Origin of the sequence: Streptomyces sp. DT2A-34, from assembly GCF_030499515.1 — a bacterium.
Taxonomy (GTDB): domain Bacteria; phylum Actinomycetota; class Actinomycetes; order Streptomycetales; family Streptomycetaceae; genus Streptomyces.
The window spans coordinates 12,437-38,014 of sequence record NZ_JASTWJ010000001.1; the positions used below are offsets into that span (position 1 = coordinate 12,437).

16 protein-coding genes, 1 tRNA gene and 7 pseudogenes are annotated in these 25,578 nt (G+C 69.0%); 11 read left to right on the forward strand and 13 right to left on the reverse strand.

Annotated elements, in window-relative coordinates; all coding sequences use genetic code 11:
- Positions 1-2 precede the first annotated feature (2 nt).
- Positions 3-1,003, reverse strand: a pseudogene (locus QQM39_RS00075) (DUF6192 family protein).
- A gap of 625 nt (positions 1,004-1,628) precedes the next feature.
- Between QQM39_RS00075 and QQM39_RS00080 the strand changes: the two are divergent.
- Together QQM39_RS00080 and QQM39_RS00085 are read left to right on the forward strand one after the other, a co-directional pair.
- A complete protein-coding gene (locus tag QQM39_RS00080; RefSeq protein WP_301994507.1) occupies positions 1,629-1,901 on the forward strand; it encodes a hypothetical protein in 273 nt (90 codons plus the stop codon).
- 98 nt (positions 1,902-1,999) lie between these two features.
- A pseudogene (locus tag QQM39_RS00085) lies at positions 2,000-2,080 on the forward strand (DUF6207 family protein); the annotation flags it as partial.
- 149 nt (positions 2,081-2,229) lie between these two features.
- Here the strand turns inward: QQM39_RS00085 and QQM39_RS00090 are convergent.
- Positions 2,230-3,138, reverse strand: a complete 909-nt coding sequence (locus tag QQM39_RS00090) for an ATP-dependent DNA ligase (RefSeq protein WP_302003420.1) — start codon at positions 3,136-3,138, stop codon at positions 2,230-2,232.
- Between the two features lie 297 nt (positions 3,139-3,435).
- Positions 3,436-4,461: a LacI family DNA-binding transcriptional regulator gene (locus QQM39_RS00095; protein WP_301994508.1), complete on the reverse strand. Its 1,026-nt coding sequence runs from the start codon at positions 4,459-4,461 to the stop codon at positions 3,436-3,438.
- Between the two features lie 182 nt (positions 4,462-4,643).
- Here QQM39_RS00095 and QQM39_RS00100 point away from each other — a divergent pair, with 182 nt between their 5' ends.
- From QQM39_RS00100 to QQM39_RS00120, 7 genes and pseudogenes are all read left to right on the forward strand, one after another.
- Positions 4,644-5,426, forward strand: a complete 783-nt coding sequence (locus QQM39_RS00100) for a TIM barrel protein (protein WP_302003422.1) — start codon at positions 4,644-4,646, stop codon at positions 5,424-5,426.
- 50 nt (positions 5,427-5,476) lie between these two features.
- Positions 5,477-6,502 carry a Gfo/Idh/MocA family oxidoreductase gene (locus tag QQM39_RS00105; RefSeq protein WP_193483521.1) on the forward strand — a complete coding sequence of 342 codons (1,026 nt, stop codon included), beginning with the start codon at positions 5,477-5,479 and terminating at the stop codon, positions 6,500-6,502.
- Positions 6,503-6,872: 370 nt separating this feature from the next.
- Positions 6,873-7,262 (forward strand): annotated as a pseudogene (locus tag QQM39_RS46010) (DUF4238 domain-containing protein); the annotation flags it as partial.
- Positions 7,263-7,317: 55 nt separating this feature from the next.
- A complete protein-coding gene (locus tag QQM39_RS00110) occupies positions 7,318-8,139 on the forward strand; it encodes a cupin domain-containing protein (protein ID WP_302003423.1) in 822 nt (273 codons plus the stop codon).
- Between the two features lie 74 nt (positions 8,140-8,213).
- Positions 8,214-8,516: pseudogene (locus QQM39_RS46015) on the forward strand (aldo/keto reductase); the annotation flags it as partial.
- Positions 8,517-8,575: 59 nt separating this feature from the next.
- Positions 8,576-8,677 (forward strand): annotated as a pseudogene (locus tag QQM39_RS46020) (transcriptional regulator); the annotation flags it as partial.
- Between the two features lie 67 nt (positions 8,678-8,744).
- Positions 8,745-8,818 (forward strand) — tRNA-Met (locus tag QQM39_RS00120).
- A 223-nt stretch (positions 8,819-9,041) separates the two neighbouring features.
- On the opposite strand, the gene QQM39_RS00125 is transcribed toward QQM39_RS00120, so the two are convergent.
- Positions 9,042-9,911: a TniQ family protein gene (locus QQM39_RS00125; protein WP_301994510.1), complete on the reverse strand. Its 870-nt coding sequence runs from the start codon at positions 9,909-9,911 to the stop codon at positions 9,042-9,044.
- A 174-nt stretch (positions 9,912-10,085) separates the two neighbouring features.
- Here QQM39_RS00125 and QQM39_RS00130 point away from each other — a divergent pair, with 174 nt between their 5' ends.
- Together QQM39_RS00130 and QQM39_RS00135 are read left to right on the forward strand one after the other, a co-directional pair.
- A complete protein-coding gene (locus QQM39_RS00130; protein ID WP_301994511.1) occupies positions 10,086-10,295 on the forward strand; it encodes a DEAD/DEAH box helicase family protein in 210 nt (69 codons plus the stop codon).
- Between the two features lie 12 nt (positions 10,296-10,307).
- Entirely contained in the window at positions 10,308-10,793 is a 486-nt protein-coding gene (locus tag QQM39_RS00135) for a DEAD/DEAH box helicase family protein (RefSeq protein ID WP_301994512.1), read from the forward strand.
- 14 nt (positions 10,794-10,807) lie between these two features.
- Here the strand turns inward: QQM39_RS00135 and QQM39_RS00140 are convergent, their stop codons facing one another.
- The 9 genes and pseudogenes from QQM39_RS00140 to QQM39_RS00180 form a co-directional block, all read right to left on the reverse strand.
- A complete protein-coding gene (locus tag QQM39_RS00140; protein WP_301994513.1) occupies positions 10,808-12,100 on the reverse strand; it encodes an IS256 family transposase in 1,293 nt (430 codons plus the stop codon).
- A gap of 915 nt (positions 12,101-13,015) precedes the next feature.
- Positions 13,016-13,957: an IS3 family transposase gene (locus QQM39_RS00145; protein ID WP_301994514.1), complete on the reverse strand. Its 942-nt coding sequence runs from the start codon at positions 13,955-13,957 to the stop codon at positions 13,016-13,018.
- Positions 13,945-14,235, reverse strand: a complete 291-nt coding sequence (locus tag QQM39_RS00150) for a transposase (RefSeq protein ID WP_301994515.1) — start codon at positions 14,233-14,235, stop codon at positions 13,945-13,947. Before QQM39_RS00150 ends, QQM39_RS00145 begins: the two co-directional genes overlap by 13 nt.
- A 49-nt stretch (positions 14,236-14,284) precedes the next feature.
- The gene (locus QQM39_RS00155; protein WP_367668836.1) at positions 14,285-20,434 is read right to left on the reverse strand and encodes a type I polyketide synthase; all 6,150 of its coding nucleotides are present in this window, start codon (positions 20,432-20,434) and stop codon (positions 14,285-14,287) included.
- A 1,054-nt stretch (positions 20,435-21,488) separates the two neighbouring features.
- A protein-coding gene (locus QQM39_RS00160) for an IS5 family transposase (RefSeq protein ID WP_301994517.1) occupies positions 21,489-22,363 on the reverse strand; the annotation gives its coding sequence in 2 pieces (ribosomal slippage) (positions 21,489-22,016 and positions 22,019-22,363; 873 coding nt in all).
- 166 nt (positions 22,364-22,529) lie between these two features.
- Positions 22,530-23,333: a thioesterase II family protein gene (locus QQM39_RS00165; RefSeq protein WP_301994518.1), complete on the reverse strand. Its 804-nt coding sequence runs from the start codon at positions 23,331-23,333 to the stop codon at positions 22,530-22,532.
- A 140-nt stretch (positions 23,334-23,473) separates the two neighbouring features.
- Positions 23,474-23,647, reverse strand: a pseudogene (locus tag QQM39_RS00170) (transposase); the annotation flags it as partial.
- 656 nt (positions 23,648-24,303) lie between these two features.
- On the reverse strand, positions 24,304-24,618 hold the full coding sequence (locus tag QQM39_RS00175) for a hypothetical protein (protein WP_301994519.1): 315 nt from the start codon (positions 24,616-24,618) through the stop codon (positions 24,304-24,306).
- A gap of 97 nt (positions 24,619-24,715) precedes the next feature.
- A pseudogene (locus tag QQM39_RS00180) lies at positions 24,716-25,505 on the reverse strand (IS5 family transposase).
- Positions 25,506-25,578 lie beyond the last annotated feature (73 nt).

Consider the following 25,578-nt stretch of genomic DNA (forward strand, 5'->3'; position numbering starts at 1 on the left):
CCTCATTCGCCCTTGAGCAGACGGGCCAGTTCGTCGTCGACGTCGACCTTGCCGGTGTCGACGGCCGTCTCGATCCAGTCCAGTGTCGCCCTCACCCGGGCGACGTTCTCGTGCACGATGGTGCGTTCGTCGTCGTTGAGGGTGCGGTCGCGCAGGCCGGGGACGGTGCGGCCAGCAGCTGCGACGAAGGAGTGGCAGGCGGTGACCAGGTCCAGGAACTCCACCGACCGGTCGATCGCGCGGACTGCCGGGGCGACGGGGCTGGTGCGGTCGAAGTCCTCCCGGGCTTGCCGACTACGTTCGACCTGGGCATGGTTGACCTGGAAGCGGGCGGTGTCGTCGCTCATCGCCTTGAACGCGATGTCCGGTCGGCGCAGCAGGCTCGTCGCGGCCGTCGCCGCGACCGACTCGTCGCGGGTGAACTCCTCCACCACCCGGACCTTGTCCTCCGCCGACACTTTGGACGCGACCTGCGGACGCTTCAGGAAGTCGGTGGTGACCGCGCGGCGACCTCCTCGTCCCGGGCCAGCGAATGGATCGCGGTGACCTTCTCCTGCGGCGTGATCGGGGTCTCGACCTGTTGACCCACCCGCCGGCTCGCGTCGTCCGTGGTCCACCGGGCCTTGCCGTCCGGCGGCGTCAGGATCGCCTCGAACCGTTCCGCCTCGTCCTCGATGTTCGCCAGGGCCCGGTGGACCGTGTACGACGCCGTCTTCGGACTCCGGTGTTCCTTCGGCCAACGGGAGGCCACCCACCTGGTGGTCTTTACCGTGGCGACCGACAGCCCGATGTCGTCGGCCAGACGCTTCAGCGACGCCTCGACTGTCCACTCCGGCTCCGCGATCGGACCGCCCCGCTGCCTCATTGGCTCGATCTCCAGAGCACGGTCACCGATCGTGAACTGCCCGCGCGTCTGCTGTTCGACTACATCCCGCAGCTCGGTGACGATCTGTTCGTAACGGGACTGGCTGACGCTTCCGACCTTCTCTACCACTTCGGTCATGGTGTCTCACCACCAACTACGGGCCAGGGCACGGCGCTTGGGGCCGCGACGGGACAGGGCCCGCTTTCAAGCCGAGAGTCAGACCGAAAATCCTAAGATCGCAACAAATGACCGCAAATGACCGAGTGGTGACCGAAGTTGGATCCGGGATGCGTTCGCCCAGCGGTTACTGTGACCGTTCGCCGAACGGTTCTGTCCGGCGCCTCCAGGCCCTCACCTTGCACCGCGGTGAGCAGAACACCGCGTCCGAGCGGCGGTCGACGCCAGCCACCCAGCGGGCCCCGCACTCCGGGCACTCCACCTCGCCCGTGCCGTCCCGGACGGCCGCCAGGCGCTGGAGCAACCGCCGTTCTCGACGCCACTGCCTGGACCGACACGCCGACGAGCAGAACTCCGCCCCGGGCCGTACTCCCGGCCTCAGCCGTTCCCCGCAGCCCCGGCAGATCCTCTCCCCGGCCCGACCGGCGTCCTCGGACACCAGGCCAGCGTAGGACCTCAGGCTACTCAAAACCGGGGCTTAGAAACACGCACTGACCCGGGCAAGCCACTTCTGGCAGCGCGAGGGCTCGCCGAGGGCCGTCTGGGCAAGCCCTCGTTGTCGGTGGCGGCTGCGAGGCTGAAGGGCATGGACAGCGACGATGAGCAGCTGCTGCGCGGCCGGATCTACGGAGCCGACCACGACCACCCGGGCCCAAAGCCGGGACGGAACTACGCCGAACTGGTGGGCGGACCGCTGGACGGACTGCTGCTCGACATCACCGGCTGGAGGCCGGAGGAGATCGACGACGGTGTCTCCCTCGCCACGGAGCTCGGGCAGTTCGGCCCCGGCGGGCGAGCCCTGTACGACCCGCGCTCCGGCGAGCCGGCCCGCTGGGACTGGGGCGGCGACAGCCCCTGACCGTCCGCCACTCGGTCGGGTGAAGACACGGCAGCGGCGGAACTTACCCAGGGACGCCGGGCGTAGTGCCGTACACGGACCCGATCCACGAGACGCACGTGAGCGAGCCGGGCCTGCTTGTCGTCGACGTCGCGGCCGCCGACGACGCCACGGCCCTGGCCTTCCAGCAGCTGCTCGCCGACCGGTGGGCGACAGCCACAGCGGAGCAGACGACGCGGGATGCCGGTCAGCCCGGCGTAGCTGCGCTGCTACCTGGACCTGCGCCAGCAGCTCACCGCGGCCGCCGTGGCCGGCCCGACCATGGAGCCGACCATGGCCCGGTCCTGACTCATGACCGGGCGCCGCCTTCGCCGAACAGCGGCACCTCCTGGACGTCGACGTCGCCGCGGATGCGGTGTGGGCGGGTCGGGTGCCGCCACCGTCCGGCGCTGTCGCGGGCGACGTCGACGTCGACTTTCATCACGACCTCCGGCTGCACCAGGACGGCATCGAGGGTGCGCTGCGTTCCCCACCCTGCCGAGAACGTCCAGCCCCTCCACGGGTGCGCGCCGTGCGGCGGGGCCAGATGGTCGGCCACAGCGCGGCCAGCGGCCCGGGACAGAGTGGTGCTACGGCCGATGTACTGCAGGCGGCCCGCGGTGTCGTAGCGGCCCAGCAGCAGCGTGCGGGGTGCGGCAAGCGACCCGGTGACCGCGCCGATCACGGCCTCCGTGGTGACCCGCACCTTGTACTTCCGCCACGACCGCACGCCCCCGCGATAGGCCTCCTCCAGCCGCTTGAAGCACAGTCCCTCCACCCCGGCCGCCGTCCACGACAGCCACTCCCGCGCCAGGGCCGGGTCGGTCGTCGACGGGCACAGCGTGAACGGCGCCGTCAGGCCGCGCTCCGCGAACAGCGCCTCCAACGCCGCACGCCGCCGCGCGTACGGCCAGCCAGTCACGTCGTCGCCTCGGTGGACCAGGTCGAAGGCCACGAAGTGCGCCGGCCACTCCCGTGCCGCCTGAGCGGCAGCTGCCCCGCGCCGGGCGAGCCGCTGCTGCAGCCGCTCGAACGCCAGCCGGTCCCGCTCCCACACCACCAGCTCGCCATCGATCCCGGTGTCCGCCGGCAGCTGCGCCAGGGCCGCCGCCCGGATCTCGGGGAACGAGGCCGTCATGTCCGTACCGCGCCGTGAGCGCAGCAGCACCCGTCCGCCTGCGTACACGGCGAGCTGAGCACGGTAGCCGTCCCACTTGATTTATGCGCTGCTGAGCTGTCCGCGGGATATCGTCCGGCGCCATGTCGATCACTGGATGGCGGGTGCACTTCACCCGTCGAGCTGATGTGGCCGCGGGATGTGTCGCCGTTCATGCGGGAGTTCAGCGAGCTGTTTGCGGCCTCGATGAGCAACTGGACGAGTGGCGTGTGCCCGAGGGGCAGCCGTTCCTGATCAGGCCGGTCGGCATGTACGACGTCGAGTCGAACCGGTACTTTCTCGGTGTGGTCGGCGTCGTCGCCGTGGAACACACAGGCCGCGCACGCCCGGGATCTGCCTTCAGGGGGGCGGGGCGGACGTTCCCCGGACGACGAGACGGGGGGTGATGACTTGTTCCCCGGCGGGGATCTCCGCACCCTCCAGGCGTGCGACGGCCCGGCCGACGGCGAGCCCGGCGAGGCGTGCGATGTCCTGTCCGACGGTGGTGAGGTCGATGTGGGCCAGGCGGGCCAGATGGCTGTCGTCGAACCCGACGACGGAGATGTCGCCGGGGACCGCGACGCCGGAGCGGAGGAAGAGGTCGAGTACGCCGGTCGCGCAGCGGTCGTTGAAGGCCAGTACGGCGGTGGGGCGCGGGCGGGTGGCCGACAGGGTTCGGGCGGCCTCGGCGCCTTCCTCCTCAGTGAGACCGCCGGGGAGAATGCGGATGTATTCGCCCAGGCCGTGGCGGTTCATGGCGGTGCGGTAGCCGCGGCGCCGGTCGGCTGCGCCCGGTGCCCGGCCGCCGTCGATGTGGGCGATGTCGCGGTGGCCCAGAGCGACGAGGTGGTCCACCGCCTGGCCGGCTCCCTCGTCGTCGGCGGTCCGTACGACCTCCAGGCCCGGGACGGACGGCCGCAGCCGGCGGGCCACGGAGACGACCGGCAGTTGCCCGGCGAGTTCCGCCAGCCGCGCGGCGGGGGCCTGCGGGCCGAGCAGGATCAGCGCCTCGCAGCGGTCGTCGAGCAGTGTCTCGACGGCGCGCTGCTCGCCGCGCCCGGCGGCCACGGCACTCAGCGCGATCTGGTACCCGGCCGGTTCGGCCGCCGCGTAGATGCCCTCCACCAGGTCGGAGTGGAACGGATGCTGGAGGCCGAACTGCACCCCGAGCAGATGGGAGCGGTGGCTGCGGAGCAGCCGGGCCCGGGCGTCGGGTCGGTAACCGATCTCCCGCGCGGCCTGAAGGACGCGCTCGCGGGTGGCCTGGCCGGCCCCCTTCGCGCCGCGCATCACGATGGAGACCAGCGCTGTGGACACCCCTGCCCGCGACGCCACGTCGGCGAGCGTCGGTCGCTTTCCGTTGGGGACCGCTGGGGTCGCCGGCAACCTGTCCTCCCTGGTCGGGGTCGTCTCCTACAGAGTCGACTATAGAACGTTCTAGCTTTCACGCACCACCGGAGCCTTGACAGGAGAGGGCGACAGCTGGCGTACTGCTGCTCCACGGAGTTCTAGAACGTTCTAGTTCCTTGAACGTTCTAGCCCGAAGTCGCGGAGAGAGGTACGTGGCGATGTACACACTGGCGGCCTGCGCCGAGATGGTCTTCCTGGAACTGCCGATCGACGAGCGGGCACGGCGCATCCACGACGCCGGTTTCCAGGTCGAGATCTGGGACTGGACCCGGCACGACCTTGCCGCTCTGGCCCGGACCCCGGCCAACTTCTCCTCCATGACCGGTTACATCCGCGGCAGTCTGACCGACGAGGAGGGTGCGGCCGAACTCCTGAGCACCGCCGAGGAGTCACTCAAGGCGGCCGAGCAACTGGGCTGCCCTCGCCTGAACCTGCACGGCACCGGACTGGATGGCCAGGGCCTGCCGGTGGTGCCGGTGACCGGTGAGGTCACCGGTGAGATGTGGATCGCCGCCCACCGCACGCTCACCCGCCTCGCCGAGCTGGGCGAGAGCGCCGGGGTCGTCTTCACCCTGGAGAACCTCAACACCGCCGTCGACCACCCCGGGGTGCCGTTCGCGACGGCCGCCGACACCCTGGCCCTGGTCGCGGCCGTGGACCGGCCCGGGCTGCGGATGAATCTGGACCTCTACCACGCCCAGATCGGCGAGGGGAATCTGATCGAGCTGGTCAGCAGGACCCATGCCCTGGGCCTGATCGGCGAGATCCAGGTGGCCGACGTCCCCGGCCGCCGCGAACCCGGAACCGGGGAGATCAACTACCCCGCCATCGCCCGCGCCCTGGCGGGCCTCGGCTACGAGGGCACGGTGGCGATGGAGGCGTGGGCCTCCGGCGACAGCGAGCTCGCTTTGGAGCGCTTCCGCTCCGCCTTCACCGTCTGACTGTTTCCACTGCCTGTACCTACCCTGACGACGACGTACGGAGCACCCGCATGACCACCCAGCAGCCTCTCGCCGTCGGCCTCCTCGGCGCCGGACGGATGGGTTCGTTCCACGCCGAGACCCTCGCCCACCGCCTCCCGGGCGTCCGGCTCGTCGCCATCGCCGACCCCACCCCGGGCGCCGCGCGGAGCCTGGGCGACCGGCTCGGCTGCGCCACCGCCTACACCGACATCGGTGAACTGCTCGCCGACCCGCACATCGACGCGGTGGTGATCGCCACCCCGGCCCGTACCCACGCCGACCTGGTCGAGGCGGCCGCCAAGGCGGGCAAGGCGGTCTACTGCGAGAAGCCGATGGCGGTCACCCTCGCCGAGGCCGACCGCGCCATCGCGGCCGCCGCGGATGCGGGCGTGCCCCTCCAGGTGGGCTTCAACCGCCGCTACGACGCGGGCTTCAGGGCCGCCCACGAGAAGATCGCCGCCGGCGCCATCGGCACACCGCAGCTGTTGCGCTCGCTCACCCGCGACCCCGCTCTGGCCGACCCGGCCCGCATACCGCCGTGGACGATCTTCCTGGAGACCCTCATCCATGACTTCGACGTCCTGCGCCACCTCAATCCCGGTGCCGAACCCGTCGAGGTCTTCGCCATGGCGGACGCCCTGATCCGCCCCGACTTCAAGGACCGCGGCCTGCTCGACACCGCCGTCGTCACCGTCCGCTTCGACAACGGCGCCCTCGCCACCGCCGAGGCCAGCTTCCAGGCCGTCTACGGCTACGACGTACGCGCCGAGGTCCTCGGCTCGGCCGGGATGCTCACCATGGGCGACGTCCGCCGCACCCACCTGACCGCATACGGCCCGGACGGCGTCGCCGCCGAGTGCGTCACCTACGACCAGCACCTCTTCCACGACGCCTATGTGGCCGAACTCGCCGACTTCACCGACAGCGTCCGCACCGAGCGCACCCCCTCCGCCACCGGCGAGGACGCACGCGCTGCCCTGGCCATCGCCCTCGCCGCCATCCAGTCCGTCACCACCGGCGGTCCCGTCCGCGTCGACAAGCTCCAAGACCTGTGAAACACGGGTCTTCGGCCGCAGCGCGGACCCCGGCGCCGTGTGACAAGTACGGGGTGACGGCCAGGTCAGTCCAACATGCGACACCCCCGCTGCTCGAGTGCGGCGGGGGTGTCGGTGACTAGTAGACGTCTGAAGAGGGATGAGCCGACGGACAGGGCAATGACGGAGGCGATCAGTCCACCGACACCGACGGGTGCGGCGATCTGTGTGAGTGGGCCAGCCGCCCTTCATGGTCCTGACTTGGCCATGGACAACGGACAATGGCAAGCCCTGTCCATAACTTCGGCTCCGCGGCCCACCCAGCGGGCAAGTCAGGGCTTTCCACGGCCACGGTGAGCATCGGCTCGGGCAAGGACCAGGTCATGCGGCTATGCCTTCCACGCAACCCGGAGAAACTCCGTCGTTGCTCACCGCCGGGCCGCTTACGCTGGGCGACGTGTCTGCACCGAAACTTCACCACTATGTGCCTCAGAGCTACCTGGCACGATTCGGGCGAGGCGACATGGTCAGGGTGAGGCGCCGGTGCCCGCCGAAGACGCACCTCGCCAACGTCAAGAACGTCGCTGCCGAGACCGGCTTCTACACGATCACGGACGACAACGGCATGCCCTCCACGGCCGTCGAGCACGAGCTCAGCGGCCTGGAAGGGCGAGGTCTTACCGCCCTGCGCCGAATAGACGAGACGGGAATGCCTCCGGACGTCGGTACCGACGACCGCGAGCTGCTGTGCCTCTACCTGGCCGTGCAGATGGCCAGGACACCGCGGAAGCGCACGGGTCCGCTCTTCGGGCGGAACGTCACCGCATTGCGAAGCGATCGAGCGCGACCTTCGCACCCGCGTGCAGGCGAACCTGTACGCGTCGTGGACCAGCACCGAGGGCTTCGGCATCCATTGGGACGACCACGACACCGTCATCGTCCAACTGGACGGCGCGAAGCGGTGGCGGGTCTACGGCACCACCCGCCCGTTCCCGCTCTACTGCGACATCGAGGACCCGGGCGAGGCGCCCACCGAGCCCGTCGCCGACCTGGTCCTGTGGCCGGGCGACGTCCTGTACGTGCCGCGCGGCGTGTGGCACGCGGTCTCCGCCGACCAGGGCACCCGCTCCCTGCACGTCACCTGCGGACTGCAGACCCACACCGCGACGGACCTGATGGCGTGGGTGTCCGAGCAACTGCTCGCGCACGAGGACTGGCGGCGCGATCTGCCGCTGCTCGCCGCGCCGGATATTCAGGCCGACGCCGTGGACGGGATGCGCAAGCGGCTCGCGGAACTGCTGGATGACCCGACGCTGCTCGCCCGCTACCGGGCCGCGATGGACGGCCAGGCCGTCGGCCGGATGGTGCCGAGCCTGCCGTACATCGACGGCGTTCCCGTCGACGGCGGTCTGCGGGTGCGGCTGACGACCGCCCGCGCGGTGCTGGAGGTCGGTGAGGATGCGGTGACGCTCTCCGCCGCCGGGAGCACGTTCGAGTTCGCACCCGAGGCGGAGGCGGTGCTGCGCCCGTTGGTCGACGGCCGCACCGTGGATCTGGCCGCGCTCGCGGAAACAGCCGGCCTGGCTGCGGAGGACGTCGCCGGGCTGGTTCAGGAGCTCGTTGCCGGGCAGGCCGCGACGGTGGGGAGCCTGCTGTGACAGCGGAGCTCGCTCTGGGCACCTACCGGTGCCGGGCGATCCCGGAGGCGGCCGCCTGCGCGGCCGTCTCCGGCGTGCAGTGGATCGACACCGCCCCCAACTACGCCACCGGCCAGGCACAGACCATCCTGGCCCCGGCCCTGGCCGCCCACCCGGCAATGCGGGTTTCCACGAAGGCCGGCTACTTCACTGCGGCCACCGGTGCCGATGCCGTGGACGCCGGTGTCCTCACCGAGGACCAGGCCGTGGTCGGGCACAGCCTCACCCCGGACTATGTGCGCTGGCAGACCGGCCGCAACCGCGAGCAGCTCGGGCGCGAGCGGCTGGACCTGGTCCTGCTGCACAACCCGGAGCGCGCCCACCCCGGCGACCGCCTGGCCCTGCACCGCGCGATGCGGGAGGCGTTCGTCGTCCTCGAGGAAGCTGTGGCAGCCGGGAACAGGGCCTGGACGACGCCTGGACCGCCGATGTCCTGCCCGACCTCGGCTCCCAGTGGGGCCAGTACGAGTACGTCAAAAACATCGGCTTCGCCGCGTAGAAGCCGGCGACCGGCAGAAAAATGGTCTTCAGCGGCCGCCGCCATGACGTACGGTGGTGTTCACCGACGCGGGGTGGAGCAGCTCGGTAGCTCGCTGGGCTCATAACCCAGAGGTCGCAGGTTCAAATCCTGTCCCCGCTACTGCAGAGTGGAGGGCTCACAACCGTACGGTTGTGAGCCCTCCACTCTTATGACGCCTACATGTCGGCAGCCGCCATGCCCAACTGCCAGGTCAGGCACGAGCGTTCGCTCACCGGACCGGTCCGGGACGCGATCCGGCTGTGCCCCGCCCCAAGCAGCAGCCCGCTTCCGCCCGCCGGACCGGACGGCGCGGGCACCCCCCTACGGTGGCGCCCCAGCCACATCACAGCGCCTGACGCCCTTCAGCCACGTCCACCCCCCACCCGGCCATCAACTGCTCCACGCCCGCAAGCCATCGGGACCGGTCCGCCGTATCCCGCCGCCCCGCGCATTCGAAGTCCAGCATGGCGACCGCGAGTTCCGCGGCCTCCGGGTAGATCACCAGCGGGGCCGCCCGCATCTCCCGCGCGTCCAGCCCAGCCGTCCAGGCCCGCCGCACCCAGCACACGGTGTCCGGCATCCGCGTCCACCAGTACACCGCCACCTGGAAGGCATCGGCGAACAACTCCTCGCCGGCCGGCCCCCACCGCTCGGCCAGCTGCTGCCGTACGCGCTGCGCGGTCACCGTCTCGGGTAGCTCGGCCAGCTGCACGAAGTCCGGACCGCGGCCGCGGGAGTCGTCCGACCAGTAACCGTGCCGCAGACAGACCTGCCAGCTGTCCGGCGACATCAGCCACACCGTCTCACCGACACCCAGGGCATCAGCACACAGCGGGCAGTACCGCACGAGGTGCCCCGCCACAGGCTCCCAGCGCCACCTCCACTGCGCCCCCTCCAGGCCGGGCAGCAGGTGTTCCGCGCTGAGGCTGGGCAGATCCTGCTGCAGAAGACCAGCTGCCCGGTCAGCAAGGACAGCCAGATAGCGCAGCCCCGCCTCGTTCATGTACATCTCGGTGGACTGCGGGTACTTCTCCACCCGCTCGGGGTACGCGGATGCCTCGCCCTGCCCGACGCGGTCGAGGAAAGCAGCCAGGCTCAGGCAGTTGGCGTGCGCGAGCCGGTTCACGAACGACCCCGTCGACTCACCCGGCACCGGCCCCACACGCAGCGGCAGCGGCCAGCGAGGCCCGTACAGACCGGGATCGTCCAGCACCGCTGCCCTTCCACCGAAGCCGCCACCACGGGCACCGTGACTGGCCCGCCAGGGGCTGGTCAAGAGCACCAGCACTCGTTCGGGTGAACCCCGGCAAACGCCCAGTCATCGCCCAGCACACCCATCTCACCCTGTGAACCAGGTGCACGTGCACACCGTCACCGGGGGAGGACCATGGCCACGACGACGCGCATCCGCCCGGACATGACCGCCCCCGCGACCGCCTCGCGTCTGAAGACCCGCCTGCGCGGAGGCCAGCAAATCGCCGTGGACACCTCCGCCAGCAGCTTCATCGAGGGCTACCGCCGCGTCGGCGTCTACATGGCCACCGGCACCGGAAAGACCCTGGTGGCCCTGCACGTCGTCCAGGAAACCGCGCCTTAAGGCGCCTCCCTGGTGGCAGTCCCCTCCCTGCGGCTCCTTGAGCAGACCGCCGCGAAGTGGCACAGCGAAGGACGTCCCGGCCGCTACCTCGGCGTCTGCTCCTCAAGCCACCCGGCAGACCCGTACCTGGCCGGCATCCTCACCATGGTGGGCACCGCCGACGACCTGGCCTGGCAGGCAGCCGACACCCCAGGGCCGCTCAACGTGTTCTGCACCTACGACTCCCTGGACAAGGTCGTCGAAGCCCACCGCGACTTCCACCTGCCCCGCTGGGACGTCGTGATCGCCGACGAAGCCCACCGCACCGCCGGTGACTACAACAAACCCTGGGCCCGCATCCACCACGACGACCAACTGCCCGCCCGCCACCGCCTCTACATGACCGCGACGCCCCGCATCTTCGACGAGAAGAAAGCCCGCGAAAAGGGCATCAACGCCGACACCGTCATCGCCTCCATGGACGACGTGAGCATCGGGTCTGTCAAACGAACGGTGTAACTGGGGTGGTTGGGTTAGTGGCGGGCCGCTGAGAGCCGGCCGTCGAAGGTGATGTCGAAGGCGTTCAACGCGGTCTTCCAGCGCATGGTCCATCGGGCTTGGCCCTTGCCGGTGGGATCGAGGGACATGATGGCCATGTAGACGCACTTCAAGGCGGCCTGCTCGTTCGGGAAGTGTCCGCGGGCCTTGACTGCCCGCCGGATGCGGGCGTTGACCGACTCGATCGCGTTCGTGGTGCAGACGATGCGGCGGATCTCGGTGTCGAAGCGCAGGAACGGAGTGAACTCCTCCCACGCGTTCTCCCAGAGTTTGACGATCGCCGGATACTTCCTGCCCCAGGCGTCGGCGAACTCCGCGAACCGGTCCAGGGCGGCCTCCTCGGTCGGCGCGGTGTAGACGGGCTTGAGGAGCCTGGCGATCTTGTCCCAGTCCTGGCGGGCGGCATAGCGGAAGGAGTTCCGCAGCAGGTGGACCACGCAGGTCTGCACGATGGTGCGGGGCCAGACCGTCTCCACCGCCTCGGGCAGTCCCTTGAGCCCGTCGCAGACGAGCATCAGCACGTCAGCGACGCCGCGGTTCTTGATCTCGGTGAGGATGTGCAGCCAGTGCTTGGCACCCTCCCCGCCGTCGCCGGCCCACAGGCCCAGAATCTCGCGCCGGCCCTCGACGGTCACGGCCAGGGCCACGTAGATGGGCCGGTTGGCGACTGCGCCGTCGCGGATCTTCACGTGGATGGCGTCGATGAAGACCACCGGGTAGACGGCGTCGAGTGGGCGGCTTTGCCATTCGGCCATGCCCTCGAGGACCTTGTCGGTGATGGTGGAGATGGTCTGCCGCGAGACCTCGGCGCCGTAGACCTCGGCCAGGTGGGCCTGGACCTCGCCGGTGGTCAGGCCCTTCGCGGCAAGCGAGATCACCATCTCGTCGACGCCGGTCAGGCGCTTCTGCCGCTTCTTGACGATCTTCGGCTCGAACGAGCCGTCCCGGTCTCGGGGCACGGCTATCTCCACCGGCCCAACCTCGGTCAGCACGGTCTTGGAGCGTTTGCCGTTGCGGGAGTTGCCGCCGTCCTTGCCCGCCGGATCGTGCTTGTCATAGCCGAGGTGGTCGGTGATCTCGCCCTCCAGGGCGGACTCCAGCAGCCGCTTGGTCAGCTGCTGGAGCAGCCCGCCCTCACCGGTCAGCTGCAGACCCTCTGCCTGCGCCCGGCTCACCAACTCGTCGATCAGCTGGTCGTCGACGGCCTTCGCCGACACAGCCGCCGCCGACTCGCCGACCTCGTGCTCGGCCACGTTCTCACTGGTCATCGGTGCATCTTCCATGATCGGGAGTTACACCGAACGATTTATAGTCCCGTGCACCCCCGGGCAGGCGTGTGGGGCGGCTCTTGCGCGCCCGGGTGCGAGTCCGGATGGACAGAATCATCCTGGATGCATGAAGAAGCTCGCCGTACCTTGAGTGTGCTGGTAGCGGTCCTGATCGGGTGTGGCACCGGAGACGGTGAGGAAGCACCCGAGTCCAGAGCCTGGACCAGGTGCGGGAAGTCCTCACTCTCCGCCAGTTGGACCCGCCACCGGCTCGAGTGCCCCAGGGCTCCGACCAGCAGATGAGCATGCTCACCAACACCCCATTCTTCCGGTGGTGTTGGCAGTTCCAGCCAGTCGAACTGGATCTCCTGGCCCGGTGGATGGGTGATGACCGCGGTGTCGCGGCCCTTGGCTCCCTGGCACGGCTCGCAGTGCGGACTCAGCTGATGACGGCGCAGGGCCCGGGTGAACGTCGAGTACGCACCGTCGTAGCCGAGCTCGCGAACCTCGTCGAACAGAGGGGTGGCCCACAGGTGCGGATCATCGGCCAGCCGCTGTCGGCAGTACACCAGGAACGGCACCAGCGCATCCGCGGGCTGACGGCGCTGACCAGGAACGATCTCGCCACGAGAACGCACGGTCAGGCGACAGCGATGGGAACGACCTGGGAGACGAGGCGTTGCAGGTAGGCGCTATCCAGAGGTGGCGCGGTCATGCCTGTCGCGTGCAGGGCTTTCCACGTTTCGTCGGCGTGGAAGCGAGGGTGGCTGGGCGCCCCTCCAAGTCCGCCGGATTTGACCATTCTTGCGAGCATGAGGGCGGGCATGACCTCTGATCGGTGCGCGAGAGCGTCCAATCTCGGTAGCCACGCGGAGGCTGGGACCTGTCAATCCCCGGGTTTCGTAGAGACGTTGGTTATGCGGTCCGGCTCTCCTGATCGGTCCGGGTCCGCGCTTGCTGGATGATCCGTTCGAACTCGACGGGCGGTTTCCCGCCGGCCGCGCTGTGTCGCCGTTTCGTGTTGTAGAAGTCCGCGATCCAGGTGGCGGTCTTCAGCCTCGCCTCGGTTCGGGTGGCGAAGGTGTGCCGGTGGACGTACTCGACCTTGAGGACCGAGTGGAACGACTCCGCGGCGGCGTTGTCCAGGGCCGACCCGACGCGTCCCATCGACTGCACCACGCCCCACCGGCCGCACAACTGCTGGAACGCCTCGGACGTGTACTCGCTGCCGCGGTCCGTGTGAAAAATGACGCCGTCGACCTGGCCGCCTCTCGTTGCGATCGCCATCTGCAGGGCTGCGCTGACCAGCGCGGCATCATGCCGCCGACCCATCGCGTAGCCCAGGGCCCGGCGGGAGAAGGCGTCGTGGACAGAGGCGAGGTAGAGCTTGCCCTCACCGGTGTCGATCTCCGTCATGTCGCCCCACCACAAAACGTCGGGCGCGATCGCGTCGAACTTGCGCCGTACCAGGTCACCAGCGGTTTTCCGCTTGCCGGGACGGGTCAGCGAACGGCGTCGGCGTGGCGGTTTGCGGCCCTGCAGACCGAGTTCGGCCATGATCTCGGCGACGGTGTTCTGCGATACTTGCCAGCCCTCCTCCCACAGATCCAGCGTGATCCGCGGCGAACCGTACGTCTTGCCCGAGCGGTCGAAGAAGTAGCGGACCCGCTCGGCCAGTTCACCCCGTCTGATCTCGCGTTTCGTCGGCTCATCGGGCCGACGGCGCCACTTGTAGAACCACGCCTCCGACACACCCAGTGCCCGGCAGGAGATGCGGTGCGAAATGTTGTGCCCGGTCTTCTGGTCACTGATCACCCCGACGAGCACCGCCGGGTCCGCCTCAGCTACTTCACCCACAAGACCATGCAGCGTTTGAGGACATCGCGCTCCATCCCCAGCTCCTTGACGTCCTTCTTCAACTGGGCGTTCTCCCGCCGCAGCCGCGCGAGCTCCTCGCTCTCGCCCACCGCCCCGGCCCCGGCGGACCTCCGAGCCCGCGACACCCAGCTCGCCAGCGTCGTCTCGTTGATCCCCAGGTCCCTCGCAACCTGCGCGACCGACTTCCCGGTCTCGGTCACGATCCGTACAGCCCCCTCACGGAACTCTGCGTCGAACTTCCGCCTCTTCTCCGCCATGACTCCCAACTTCCCCTGCAGTCACGATCTCTACGCTACGAGGGGAAGGTCAGGTGCGCAGCTCCACGGAAGCAAGGGAGTCGAAGCCGAGGTCGCGGAATGAGCGCTCGGCGTCGATGTCGTCGGCACCGCTGTATCCCAATACCTCGGCGGCGTGTGCGCGGACGAGCGTGGTGAGGGCGGTGTGGCGTCGGTCGGGGGGTAGGGAGCGGAGGCGGTACACATCGGGTTGCCTGGAGGTGTCGGTAGGTTTCGCGGTCGACGCTGAGCGGGTCTTTCGGCGCGGCAGGCCGGCGAATAGGTCGGGCCGGTGGTGCGTGTCCGCCGTGCAGCGGGTGACGGCCAGGTGGGGCCAGTCGAGGTCGAGGGCTGCGTCGAATGCGGCCAGAGCTTGGCGTGTGCTCAGAGGGGCTAGGCCGTGGCGGGTCAGGCGTGCGCGGGCGGTGTCGCTGAGTTGGGCGGTCAGGCCACTGGTCTCCTGCCACAGTCCCCAGGCGATGGAGATTGCGGGCAGGCCTTGGTGGCGCCGGTGATGGGCGAAGGCGTCGAGAAAGGTATTGGCCGCGGCGTAGTTGGCCTGCCCGGGGTTACCGAGTGTGCCGGCGAGGCTGGAGTAGAGGACGAAGGCCTGCAGGTCCGTGTCCGCGGTCAGGTCGTGGAGGTTGAGCGCCGCGTCGACCTTGGTGCGTAGGACCGTGTCCAAGCGCTTGGGGGTGAGGTCGGTCAGCAGGGCGTCGTCGAGTGTGCCGGCGGCGTGGATGACGGTGCCCAGCGGATGCTGGGCGGGGATGCGGGAAAGGACGTGTGCAAGTGCTGTGCGGTCAGCGGCGTCACAGGCAGCAAGAGTGACCGTGGCGCCGCGGGTTTGCAGGTCCTGGCGCAGGGCGGGGGCAGAGTCGGCGCGTTCGCCCTGGCGGCTGAGCAGGAGCAGATGACGCACCCCGTGGACGGTGACCAGGTGTCGGGCGAGCAGCGCGCCCAGAGTTCCGGTTCCGCCGGTGATGAGCACGGTCTTGTCGGGGGACAGTTCGACGGGCTGAGCCAGGACCATCTTTCCGGTGCTCCGGCCCTGTGCAAGATGGCGCAATGCCTGCCGGGTGTAGCGGACATTCCACCTTTGCGTCGGCAGGGGAGAGATGCCAGCGCCGTCGAGGGCCGACATGGCGTTGTTGTCGGTCGCCAAGGCACGCAGGTCGAGGTGGGTGTAGCTCACGCCCGGATGTTGTGCAGCGACGTCGTCGGGGTCACGGATGTCGGTCAGGCCGAGTTCGATGTAGCGGCCGCCCGGTCGCAGCAGCCGCAGTGAGGCGTCGACTGCTTCGCCGGCCAGGCTGCCGACGACGACGTCGAAGCCGGTGCCGTCGGTGGCCTGGCGCAGTTGAGTCTCGAATTCGAGGGTGCGGGAGTTGGCGACGCGCCCGGGAACGATGCCCGCCGCGTGCAGCAGCGGGTGCTTTGCGGGGCTGGCGGTCGCGTAGATCTCGGCGCCACGTTCCCGGGCCAGTCGGAGGACGGCCATTCCCACACCGCCTGCTGCGGCATGGATCAATACCTTCTCTCCCGCGCGCACCCCGGCTTGCGCGATCAGGGCGTGGTAGGCGGTGGCGTACACGATCGGTAGTCCGGCTGCCTGTGCCAGCGTCGTGCCGTCGGGGACGCGGCGCAGGTGGCGGGGTTCGGCATCGATGTGCGAGGCGTATCCGCCGCCGGCGTCGGCTGATGTCAGGACCGTGAGGACCCGGTCGCCGATCTGCCAGTCGGTGACCTGTGCGCCGACAGCGCTGATGGTGCCGGCGGCCTCGAAGCCGAGGGCGTTGCCTTCAATGAGGCCGACCGCGACCGCGGCGTCGCGGAAGTTGGCGCCTGTCGCGCTCACCCGTACCCGTGCCCGGTCGGCTGCGACCGGCTGTGCGAGATCCGGTGCCGGCACGGCGCGGATATCTTCCAGGGTGTGGCGGGGGGAGGGGGTCAGCCTCCAGGCGGAACCGTCCATCGGCAGCGTGAGCGGCTCTGAGTCGTGGGCTGGCACCAGGCGCAGTACCAGTGCCTGGGTGTTCCGTATGGCGACGCGTGGCCGCTGGGAGGCGACCACGGTAGCCAGGACCTCGCCGCTTACGGGTTCCATGTCGAGGTCTAGCAGTTGGATCTGGGCGGGGTGTTCGCTGGCCGCCGAGGCGGCCATGCCGACACACGCCGCCCCGGCCAGGTCCTGTACGGCTTCGGCGAAGGCGGTCGATTCGGCGTGGCGGGTCAGCACCAGGAGAGGCGTGGTTGTGAGCTGTCCCTGGCTGAGGAAGGTCTGCAGTTGACGTAGCAGCCACCTCAGCCGTTCACGGGTGGTCTGGCCGAGGGGGGAGGCCGTCTCCTCGCTGTGCGTGTGTGGTGTGAGGGGGCCGCGGCAGTCCAGAACGACGAATTCGGGTGGCGTGGCGGACAGCGAGGCGCATAGGGAGGCCATGTCCGTGAACGTCTGGCTCATCGGGAAGTCGTCGGCGGTGGTGACCGCTGCCCAACCGCCGGTGGATGTGGGGTTGGAGGCGGGTAGCTGCACGGGCTGCCATCGGGGACGGTAGATCACCTGGTCTGTGGCTGCCAGCAGAGACCGCAGCTGGCGCGGTGCGGTCTGCCGCAGGCGTAGGTCCTCCAGGCAGGCGATCGGCCTTCCGGTGTCGTCGGCTGCGTCCACGCGTACCCGGTCCAGGCCGGTGCGGGTCACGGTGGCGCGCAGTACGCACGCGCCTTGGCCGGTGAGCTGCACGGCTGCTGCGGCATACGGCAGCAGGGTTTCCTCACCTGTGTGTTGCAGGATCAGTCCGTGCAGAGCCGCATCGAGCAGTGCAGGGTGGATGAGGAACCCGCCGGTCTCCGTCGTCACTGGGAGGCGGACTTCGGCGTAAAGGGCTTGGTCATCGCGCCACATGGCTGCAAGACGACGGAAGGTCGGCCCGTAGGCGTACCCCTTGTCCTGCAGGACGCGGTAGCAGGTGCTGACGTCCACTGGTGCCGCGCCAGGCGGGGGCCACGACGTGCCGGTGGCAGGGGTGGGGGCGGCTGCTGCGGTGGAGGTGGCCTCTGTCGTGGTGGCCTCCGCATGCCTAGTCCAGCTGCCGGTGCCGGCGTGGCTGCGGGAGGAGAGGGTTAGCCTGCAGCGCCCGTCGGCCGCCGGTGCGGTGCAGTGCACCTGGATGTCGACGGCGGTCTCGCCCAGGACCAGAGGGGCATGCAGGACGGTGTCTTCCACCCGGTCGGCCTCGGCGCCGTCTTGAGCTGTCCAGGCGAGGAGCTCGATCATGCCGGTTGCCGGCAGCAGCGCGGTGCCGTGCACGGCGTGGTCGGCCAGCCACGGCTGATCGGTCAGCGACAATCGGCCGCTGGCGACCACGGAGCCGTCGGGCAGGTCCATGGCCGCCGTCAACCACGGATGCTCGGTGCTCCGCAGCCCGGAAGCGGCCAGATCGGGGGTAGCAGCGGCCGGGCGGGGCCAGAAGCGGCGGCGCTGGAAGCGGTAGGTGGGCAGGTCGACTTCGGCGGCACCGGGATGGAGTCGTCCCCAGTCCACCTCGATTCCCTGCGCGTGCGCGGTGGCCAGTGCGGCGGTGAAGTCGGCCAGGTCGCCCCGGTCACGATGGAGCGAGGCACCTACCCTGCCGTCCACACCGGCGTCGGCCAGGATCTCGTGCACAGGACCCGTGAGGACCGGATGTGGGGAGACTTCGAGGAAGTGCCGGTAGCCCATAGCCAGGCTCGTATAGATAGCGGAGTCGAATAGTACGGGCAGTCGCAGGTTGCGGTACCAGTAGGCGGCATCCAGCTCACCCGTGCCCACGCTCACACCTGTCGTGGCGGAAATCATCGGAACGGCTGGTTCCACCGAGGTGACCCCGTCCAGCTCCGCCAGGATGCGTTCGCGCACCGCTTCCACCTGGCGGCTGTGGGAGGCGTAGTCCACCGCTAGGACCCTGGCCAGCACCTGCTGTCGCGCACAGTGGTCCACCAGCTCGCGCACAGCGGCCGGGTCCCCGGCCACCGCGACCGCCGCCGGTCCGTTGTCGACCGCGATCTCCAGGTGTTGCTCCCATGGCTCCATCAGACGCCGGGCCCGGCCAATCGGAACGCCCAGTGACGCCATCGCCCCCAGGCCGCTCAACTCGCGCAGCACCGCGCCACGCCGCGCCACGACCTTGGCGGCGTCCTCGAGTGAGAGGGCGCCCGCGACGCAGGCGGCGGCGATCTCGCCCTGGCTGTGGCCGATGACCGCGGCGGGGCGCACACCGTGTGCCTGCCACAGTTCCGCCAAGGCCACGTAGACGGCGAACAGTGCCGACTGGACTACCTCCGCCCGCTCCAGTCGTGGCGCTCCCCCTCGAGCGCGCACCACATCGGTGACGTCGAAGTCAGTCCAAGGGCGCAGTGCACGAGCACATCGGTTGAAGGCCTTGGCGAACACGGTGGACTCCTGCAACAGCCGGGCGCCCATGCCCACCCACTGCGCTCCCTGACCGGGGAAGACGAACACCGGCCCCGGGCCGGGCAGCGCCCGGCTGCGGGTCACGTTCGCAGGCAGCCGGTCCGTGGTGCTCTCACCGTCTCGCCGCGCCACCAAGGCGTCCAGCCCGGCCAGCAGCTCCGCCGAGTCCGAGCCGGTTACCACGGCTCGCTGGTCCATGCGGCTGCGCGTGGTGGGCAGCGACCACCCCACATCGGCAGCGTCCGCCCGCCCTTGGCGAACGTCCACGGCCAGAGCTGCGGCCTGGGCACGCAAGGACTCTGGAGTGTCGGCATACACCGGCCACAGGAGAATGCCCGCAGTGGGCCCGCTCCTTCGCCGTGTGGGTGTGGCGGGCGCTTCCTCGACAAGGACGTGGGCGTTGGTGCCCCCGATGCCATACGAGAGCACACCGGCTCGCCGCGGGGTCTCGCCCCGGGGCCAGGGCCGACCCTGCTGCAGCAGGCGCATCCCAGCGGACCAGTCCACCGAGGCAAGGGGACGCTCGATGTGCAGAGTGGGCGGCATCCGCTCATGGCGCAACGCCAGCACAGTCTTGATCAGTCCAGTGAGTCCGGCAGCCGCCTGGGTATGGCCGATGTTCGACTTGGCTGAGCCGACCCAAACCGGTGCTTCGGCGCGATGCCGTTCGCCGTAGACGGCGTGCAGAGACGCCGCCTCAATGGGGTCACCGACCACCGTTCCGGTGCCGTGCGCCTCGATCAGATCGACCTCTTCCGGCAGCAGCCCCGCGTCCTCAAGCGCGGCCTGCATGACCGCTTGCTGCGCCAAACCATTGGGCACGCTGAGCGCTTGGCTCGCGCCGTCCTCGTTGACCGCGCTGCCGCGCAGCACTGCCAGCACGCGCCTTCCCTCGGCGAGGGCCCTGGCCAGCGGCATCAGCAGCACTGCCGCCACGCCTTCGGCGGCGCCGAAGCCCCGAGCATCCGCGGAGAAAGCGCGGCTTACCCCATCTTCTGCCGGTGCCCCCAGCCGGGAGAGGTAGAGCAGCACGTTCGGGTCGGCCATCACGCACACCCCGGCCGCAAGCGCCATCTCGCACTCGCCGGCGCGTAGCGCCCGCATCGCCAGATGGGTCGCCACCAGCGATGAGGAGCACGCAGTGTCGAGCGCCATCGCCGGACCGTGCAGACCCAGCACGTAGGAGATGCGGCCCGCCGCGACACTGAGCGCTCCGCCTGTGGCCAGATACTTCTCCGCGCCGGACAGGTCCATCGTGTGGCGGCAGGTCGCGTAACCGCTCTCGGCGATGCCGACATACACCCCGGTGCGCGAGCCGTGCAGTGACCGCGGGGCGACCCGGGCGTCCTCGATCGCGGACCAACAGCTTTCCAACAGCAGCCGCTGCTGTGGATCCATGGCTAGGGCCTCCCGCGGCCCGATGCCGAAGAACGCCGCATCGAAATCACCGACGTCGCTCAGAAAGCCACCACGCTGCACATATGTGGTGCCCTCCAGCGAGGAGTCAGGGTGATAGAGACGGCTGGGGTTCCAGCCCCGATCCTGCGGCAGCTCGCAGGAGAAGCTGCGTCCTTCCGCCAGCATGGCCCAGTAGTCCGAAGGCGAGTCCAGTCCCCCTGGAAGTCTGCAGGACATGCCCACGATCGCCACCGGGTCAGCTGGGTATGTCCGCTCCGTCAAGACGGTCCCTTCGCATGCTGGTGCGCGCCCTAGCAGTGGGCCCATACGCATCCTCCGATGCAGGGGCGCGTCAGGTGCACCGCCGACCGGAAGAGCGCTCGCTTGGCTGCAGTTGAGTCGCGTAGTTGGTGGGTGAGCGTTGTTTCAGCCAGCACAGAAGCGTTTGAGGCAGCTGTGCAGGGCAGGGCCGTGGGATAGGGCAGGCCCGAGCCTCTGAGGTGTGTCTGCGGAGAAGGCGGCGTCGCGGGATGGGCGTTCGTCACGTCCTGAGAGAAGAGGACCGTCTGGTATGTGACCGGCATTCCTGCCCAAGCAGTGTGTTGTTTGGACAGCCGCCGAACTGGCTGGGCTCGCCACACCGGCGGACCGCAGGCGGTTCGGGTTACCGGTACGGCCACTGGCTGCGCCTCGTCCGTCGACCACGTGCTCCCCCCGTGGGTCTCCTGGCGTCCCGTCGAGCGGCCGGAACGGCTCACTGGTGCCAGCGTATGCAGCTACCACCAGCCGCACAGTCCCTCACACGAGGGATGCATCTGCCAGGGCGAACCGTGCGCTGGCTTCGCTACCAGCGGCAGCGTTCATCCCTCAGCGCGGCCGCCGGTAGGCGACCGTGCCGCGCGATGCATCCTGAATCCCCTGTCGGCGACTTCCGGCCTTGCCTGCGCCAGCGGGGAGGAAGCAACCCCCTGGTCGAGCCCTCCCACGCCCGACGGGTCACGGGTACTGCTCGTCCGGAGGCGGCGCGTACGCAGGGCCGGCGGGCAGGCCGGCCGTGAAACGGCCCTCGCAGCCCGGCGCCGCCCTAAAGCGATGCGGCCCGGCAATGACGACAGCCGCCTGCAACAGTCTGGCCACCCTTCGATAGGCCGGGCACCCGCGCGCTCTCGCGGCTTGCAAAATCCGCTACCTGAGGCTGAGACGCGCGGCGGCGCCGTACAGCAACGGCCCGACTGGTCAGTGCCCGGCGGCGTAGTACGACATCCCGGTCCTTTGCGCGCGCCGGGCCCCGCGTGCGACGGCACGAGACGACGACCCCAGTGCCAGGAGAGGCTAGCCTCCTCGGCGAACGATGGCAGGGCGCTAGGGTCTGTTGGGAAAGTGCTGGTCACAGCCACTCGTTGAGGACTGCGACCAGCACGGTCGCCTCGTAGCGGACGGCGAGCTTGTCGTACCTCGTGGCCACGGCCCGGTGGCGCTTGAGACGGTTGATCCCGCATTCGACTGCGTGGCGTTCGCGGTAGTCGGTCTTGTCGAACTTCGGCGGCCGGCCGCCTCGGGAGCCGAGTTTCTGACGGTTGCGGACCCGGTCCGCGGGGACCGGGATGGTCGCCTTGATGCCGCGTCTGCGCAGGTAGGCACGGTTGCGGCGGGAGTCGTACGCCTTGTCGGCCCGCACTCGGTCCGGCCGCCTGCGGGGCCGGCCTGGCCCGAGGCGGGGCACCCGGATCGCCTCCAGGACCGGCTCGAACTGCGGCGAGTCACCCCGCTGACTGGCACTGATCAGCACAGACAGCGGCTTCTGCCCCTGCTCGACGGCGATATGGATCTTGGTGGTCAGTCCGCCCCGGGAGCGTCCGAGACCGTGGTCGGCCGGCTCGACGGCGAGGCCGCCGGGCGGCTCCTTTTGCAGGTCCCCCTTTTCGACGCCCCGGCGGCGTGCTGGTGGGCCCGGCAGACGGTGGAGTCGACGTTCACGTCCCAGGTGATCAGGCCCTTCGCGTCCGCCTCGGCCTGGAGCCGGGTGACGATCTGCGCCCAGGTGCCATCCCGCTGCCAGCGCCGGAACAGGTCGTAGACCCGGTCCCAGGGCCCGTAGCGTTCCGGCACATCACGCCACGGAGCACCGGTCCGGGCCCGCCACCGTATGCCGTCTATCAGCTGCCGCCGTGTCCACACCGGCGGACGGCCCGGCTTGATGCCCTGCGGCAACAACGGCTCCAGCCGGGCCCACTGGCCGTTCGTCAGATCACCACGCCCCATAGAGCGAAATCATCCACGACCAAGATCCACTTTCGCAACAGACCCTAGACCTTGCGACGTTCAGCGAGCTGATCACCAGCACGGTCGTCGCCACCCAAGGCGCTCGGCACGGAGGTTCTGGAGGCCGGCTGGCAGCTCCGAGTGGGAAGGTCGCGGCGAGCCAGAGTTACGGGCTTCCCTCCGAGGGGCGTGCTGAAGGAGGGCTGTGAAGGGCGGCGTCGAGGTCGAGTGCGAGACTGCGCGCGACTTGGGGCCAGTGGGTGGTGAGGTAGAAATGCTCGCCTGGGTAGATTCTCTTCCGCACCTCAGCATTGCTCAGTTCGCTCCACGCGCTGAGCGCTTCTGGCCAGATCACGGGGTCTTCCCGCCCCCCGAATACGCTGACAGGACATTCGAGTGGGAGCAGGCCCTCAGGGCGATACGTGCGGTAGACGGCCGCCTCTCCGCTGAACAGACCTCTGAAGCCGGCTTGACGATAGACCGGGTCGCGGGCGACTTCGCGGGTCAACGGCATCAGGTGAGTCAGCGGCTTGTGTTTCATCCTGGTCAGTAGCTGCTGCCACTGGTGGGGCGGAGGGGTGGATGAGACACCGAGTAGCACTGGTTGCTCGACAGCCTGTGTCTGGAGCTGTCGTGTCATCTCGTATGCGACAAGTCCGCCGCCGCAGTGGCCGAAGACGGCGGACGGCTTCCCCATGGCGTCCTTTGTGAGCATTTCCAACAGGGAGTGCGCCAAGGCAGGGAGACTGCGCGGTGAAGGGCCCTCGTTGCGGCGGCCATAGCCGGGCAACTCGACAGGCACCGTCTCCACCCACGGCGGAAGCTGACGCGCCAGCGGCAAGTAGAAGTCAGCCGATCCACCCAGGAATGGCAGGCAGTACAGGCGGACCTTGGCCTCAGGCCGGCGGACGGCGGCCGCTGTCCAAGCCGATTTGACAGCCAGTGCGCTCAGCGCCTGTCGCTGGTTCATGAGCGCCTCCTAGCGGGCAGGGCAGTGCCGCTCAGCGCGGGCATGCTGTCCGGTGCGGCGATGCAGCTGGTGCGACGGCACCCTGCGCCGACCAAGGCGCTGGTTAAGTCGAGGAAGGGTGGGAAAGATTGTGCGGACTTGGGAAGATCCCGCAAGGTGGGACCGGTAGACAGTTTGCACAGTATGCCGTTGACAACCTGGCGGCGATTGGGGCCGGGCTGGCCCCTCCTCGGCGGGGCCAGCAACGGCCCGATACCCGACCACGCTTCGTTAGTCAGCTCATGACGACGCACCACGAACAGACCAACGCGCAAACTACTTTGCAGACACGACCTAACTTGACTCTGTCGGGGATCTTGGAATTTCCCGGTGCGGCTGCATGATCAGCGGGCATGCTCGGGACTGTTTCGAAGACCGATGCAGTTGTCGAGGTGTCCGTTGTCGCTCCGTCCCCGTTCCGGCGAGCAAGTCCCGTCTCTGACCGCGCAGATCGCGCGGGCGAGCAACCCGGGCGGGACGACGGCGATGTGGGTGAGAAACCGGCTGGACGGACTGTGGTGCGACGAGGACTTCGCCGACTGGTACCCGCGTGACGGACGTCCGGTGCCCGCTCGTACCTGCTCGACTCCCGGGACGGCTTCCCGTCGGTGCCGGGCGATCCACCACCGGCGCCGTTCGGCTTGGGCGGTCGGAGCTTACGCACGCGGGTGAGCCACACCTGGCCTGCTGCTGTCTGGATCACTCGCTTCTGGCGACCGCGGTGCAGGGTGACAGCCCAAAGCGGTTGAGTGCCGCCCGAACGTACCTCGACCGGTTGGAAAGAGCCATGGCCATGGATGCCATAGGGCGTCAGTTTCGGGACGAGGATGTCGCATCTGCCGCCTGCCAGTTCGGCGATGGGGAGAAGGCCGGATCGGGTGACCACTTCTGTGGCGCCTGCCAGCAGGGTCATAGAACCAACCCCCGCGAATCAGTCGTTCCCATACTCAGGCTCTTGACCGACGTATTCGTCCACGTCGCCGTCGACAGCGAATTCGGTGTCCAGTCCCGCCTGACTGATCAAGTCGTAACTATTCAGGACTAGCTGGCAGCCGGGACAGCTGAAGTAGTCAGCACCGATCGTCAGTGTCACCGAGACGTCGTCCAGGTAGTGGCTGTCGTACTCTTCCTCCGACCCGTAGCCGGCGGTGGATGGGTAGTTGATCTCGACATTGACTACTTCGTCACCTTCGAGGAGTCCACCAGACTCACAGGAAGGGCAGGTCACGGTCTCGCTGTGAGACATCGTGGCTGACAGGTACTGCCCAGTCTTCCACTCTGCAGCGACCTTCGCGGGGAGAGTCCCATCAAGCCACTGCTGTCGACGCTGCTTAGACGTCGTCTCATTTGGCGATTCTGCGGTAGCAGATGAGGCTGCAGGCGATGGCGGTGAAGGCCAGGAAGTGCTCGGCCTTGCGTTCGTAGCGGCGGTGCAGGCGGCGGCAGCCGGCCAGGACATCGTGCGCTCGATGGTCCAGCGGTACCGGCCGAGCCGGGTGGAGGACTCGATGCCCTTGCGGCGATGCGGTGCCGGATGCCGCGCTTGCGTAGCCATCGGCGCAGGTGGTCGTAGTCGTAGCCCTTGTCCGCGTGCAGCTTGGCGGGCCGTCGTCTGCGCGGGCCGCGGCGGGAGCAGATCGGCGGGATGCCGCGCACGAGCGGCTCGAGTGCCTGGCTGTCGTGCAGGTTAGCGCCAGAGATGCCGATGGAGAGGGGTAAACCGGTCCGCTCGGTGATCAAGTGGATCTTCGAGCCCTTCTTGCCCCGGTCCACAGGATTCGGACCTGTCAGCTCCCCCTTTCAGGGCCCGCATGTTCACCGAGTCGATCGCACAGCGCGACCAGTCCAACTCGCCGCGCGAACCCAGCTCGTCGAGGATGACGCGGTGCAGCTTCGCCCAGACCCGCGCGGCACTCCACTCGGCGAAGTGCCGGTGCGCGGTCGGCCCCGACGGACCGAAGACCGGCGGCAACTGCCGCCAGGTGCAGCCCGTCGTGGCTACGAAGATGATCGCGGCCAGCACCTCGCGGTCCCGTACCGACGCCGACCGCCGCCCTGCGGCCGCGATGGAGCAGGTGGGACCACCCGCTGGAACAGCTCCCACAATTCGTCCGGCACCATGCGCTCAACCATCACCACACAATGCAGAATACCCAGCACTCCAAATGAGACGACATCTTAGTACTCCAGCTGTAGATCGTGATCT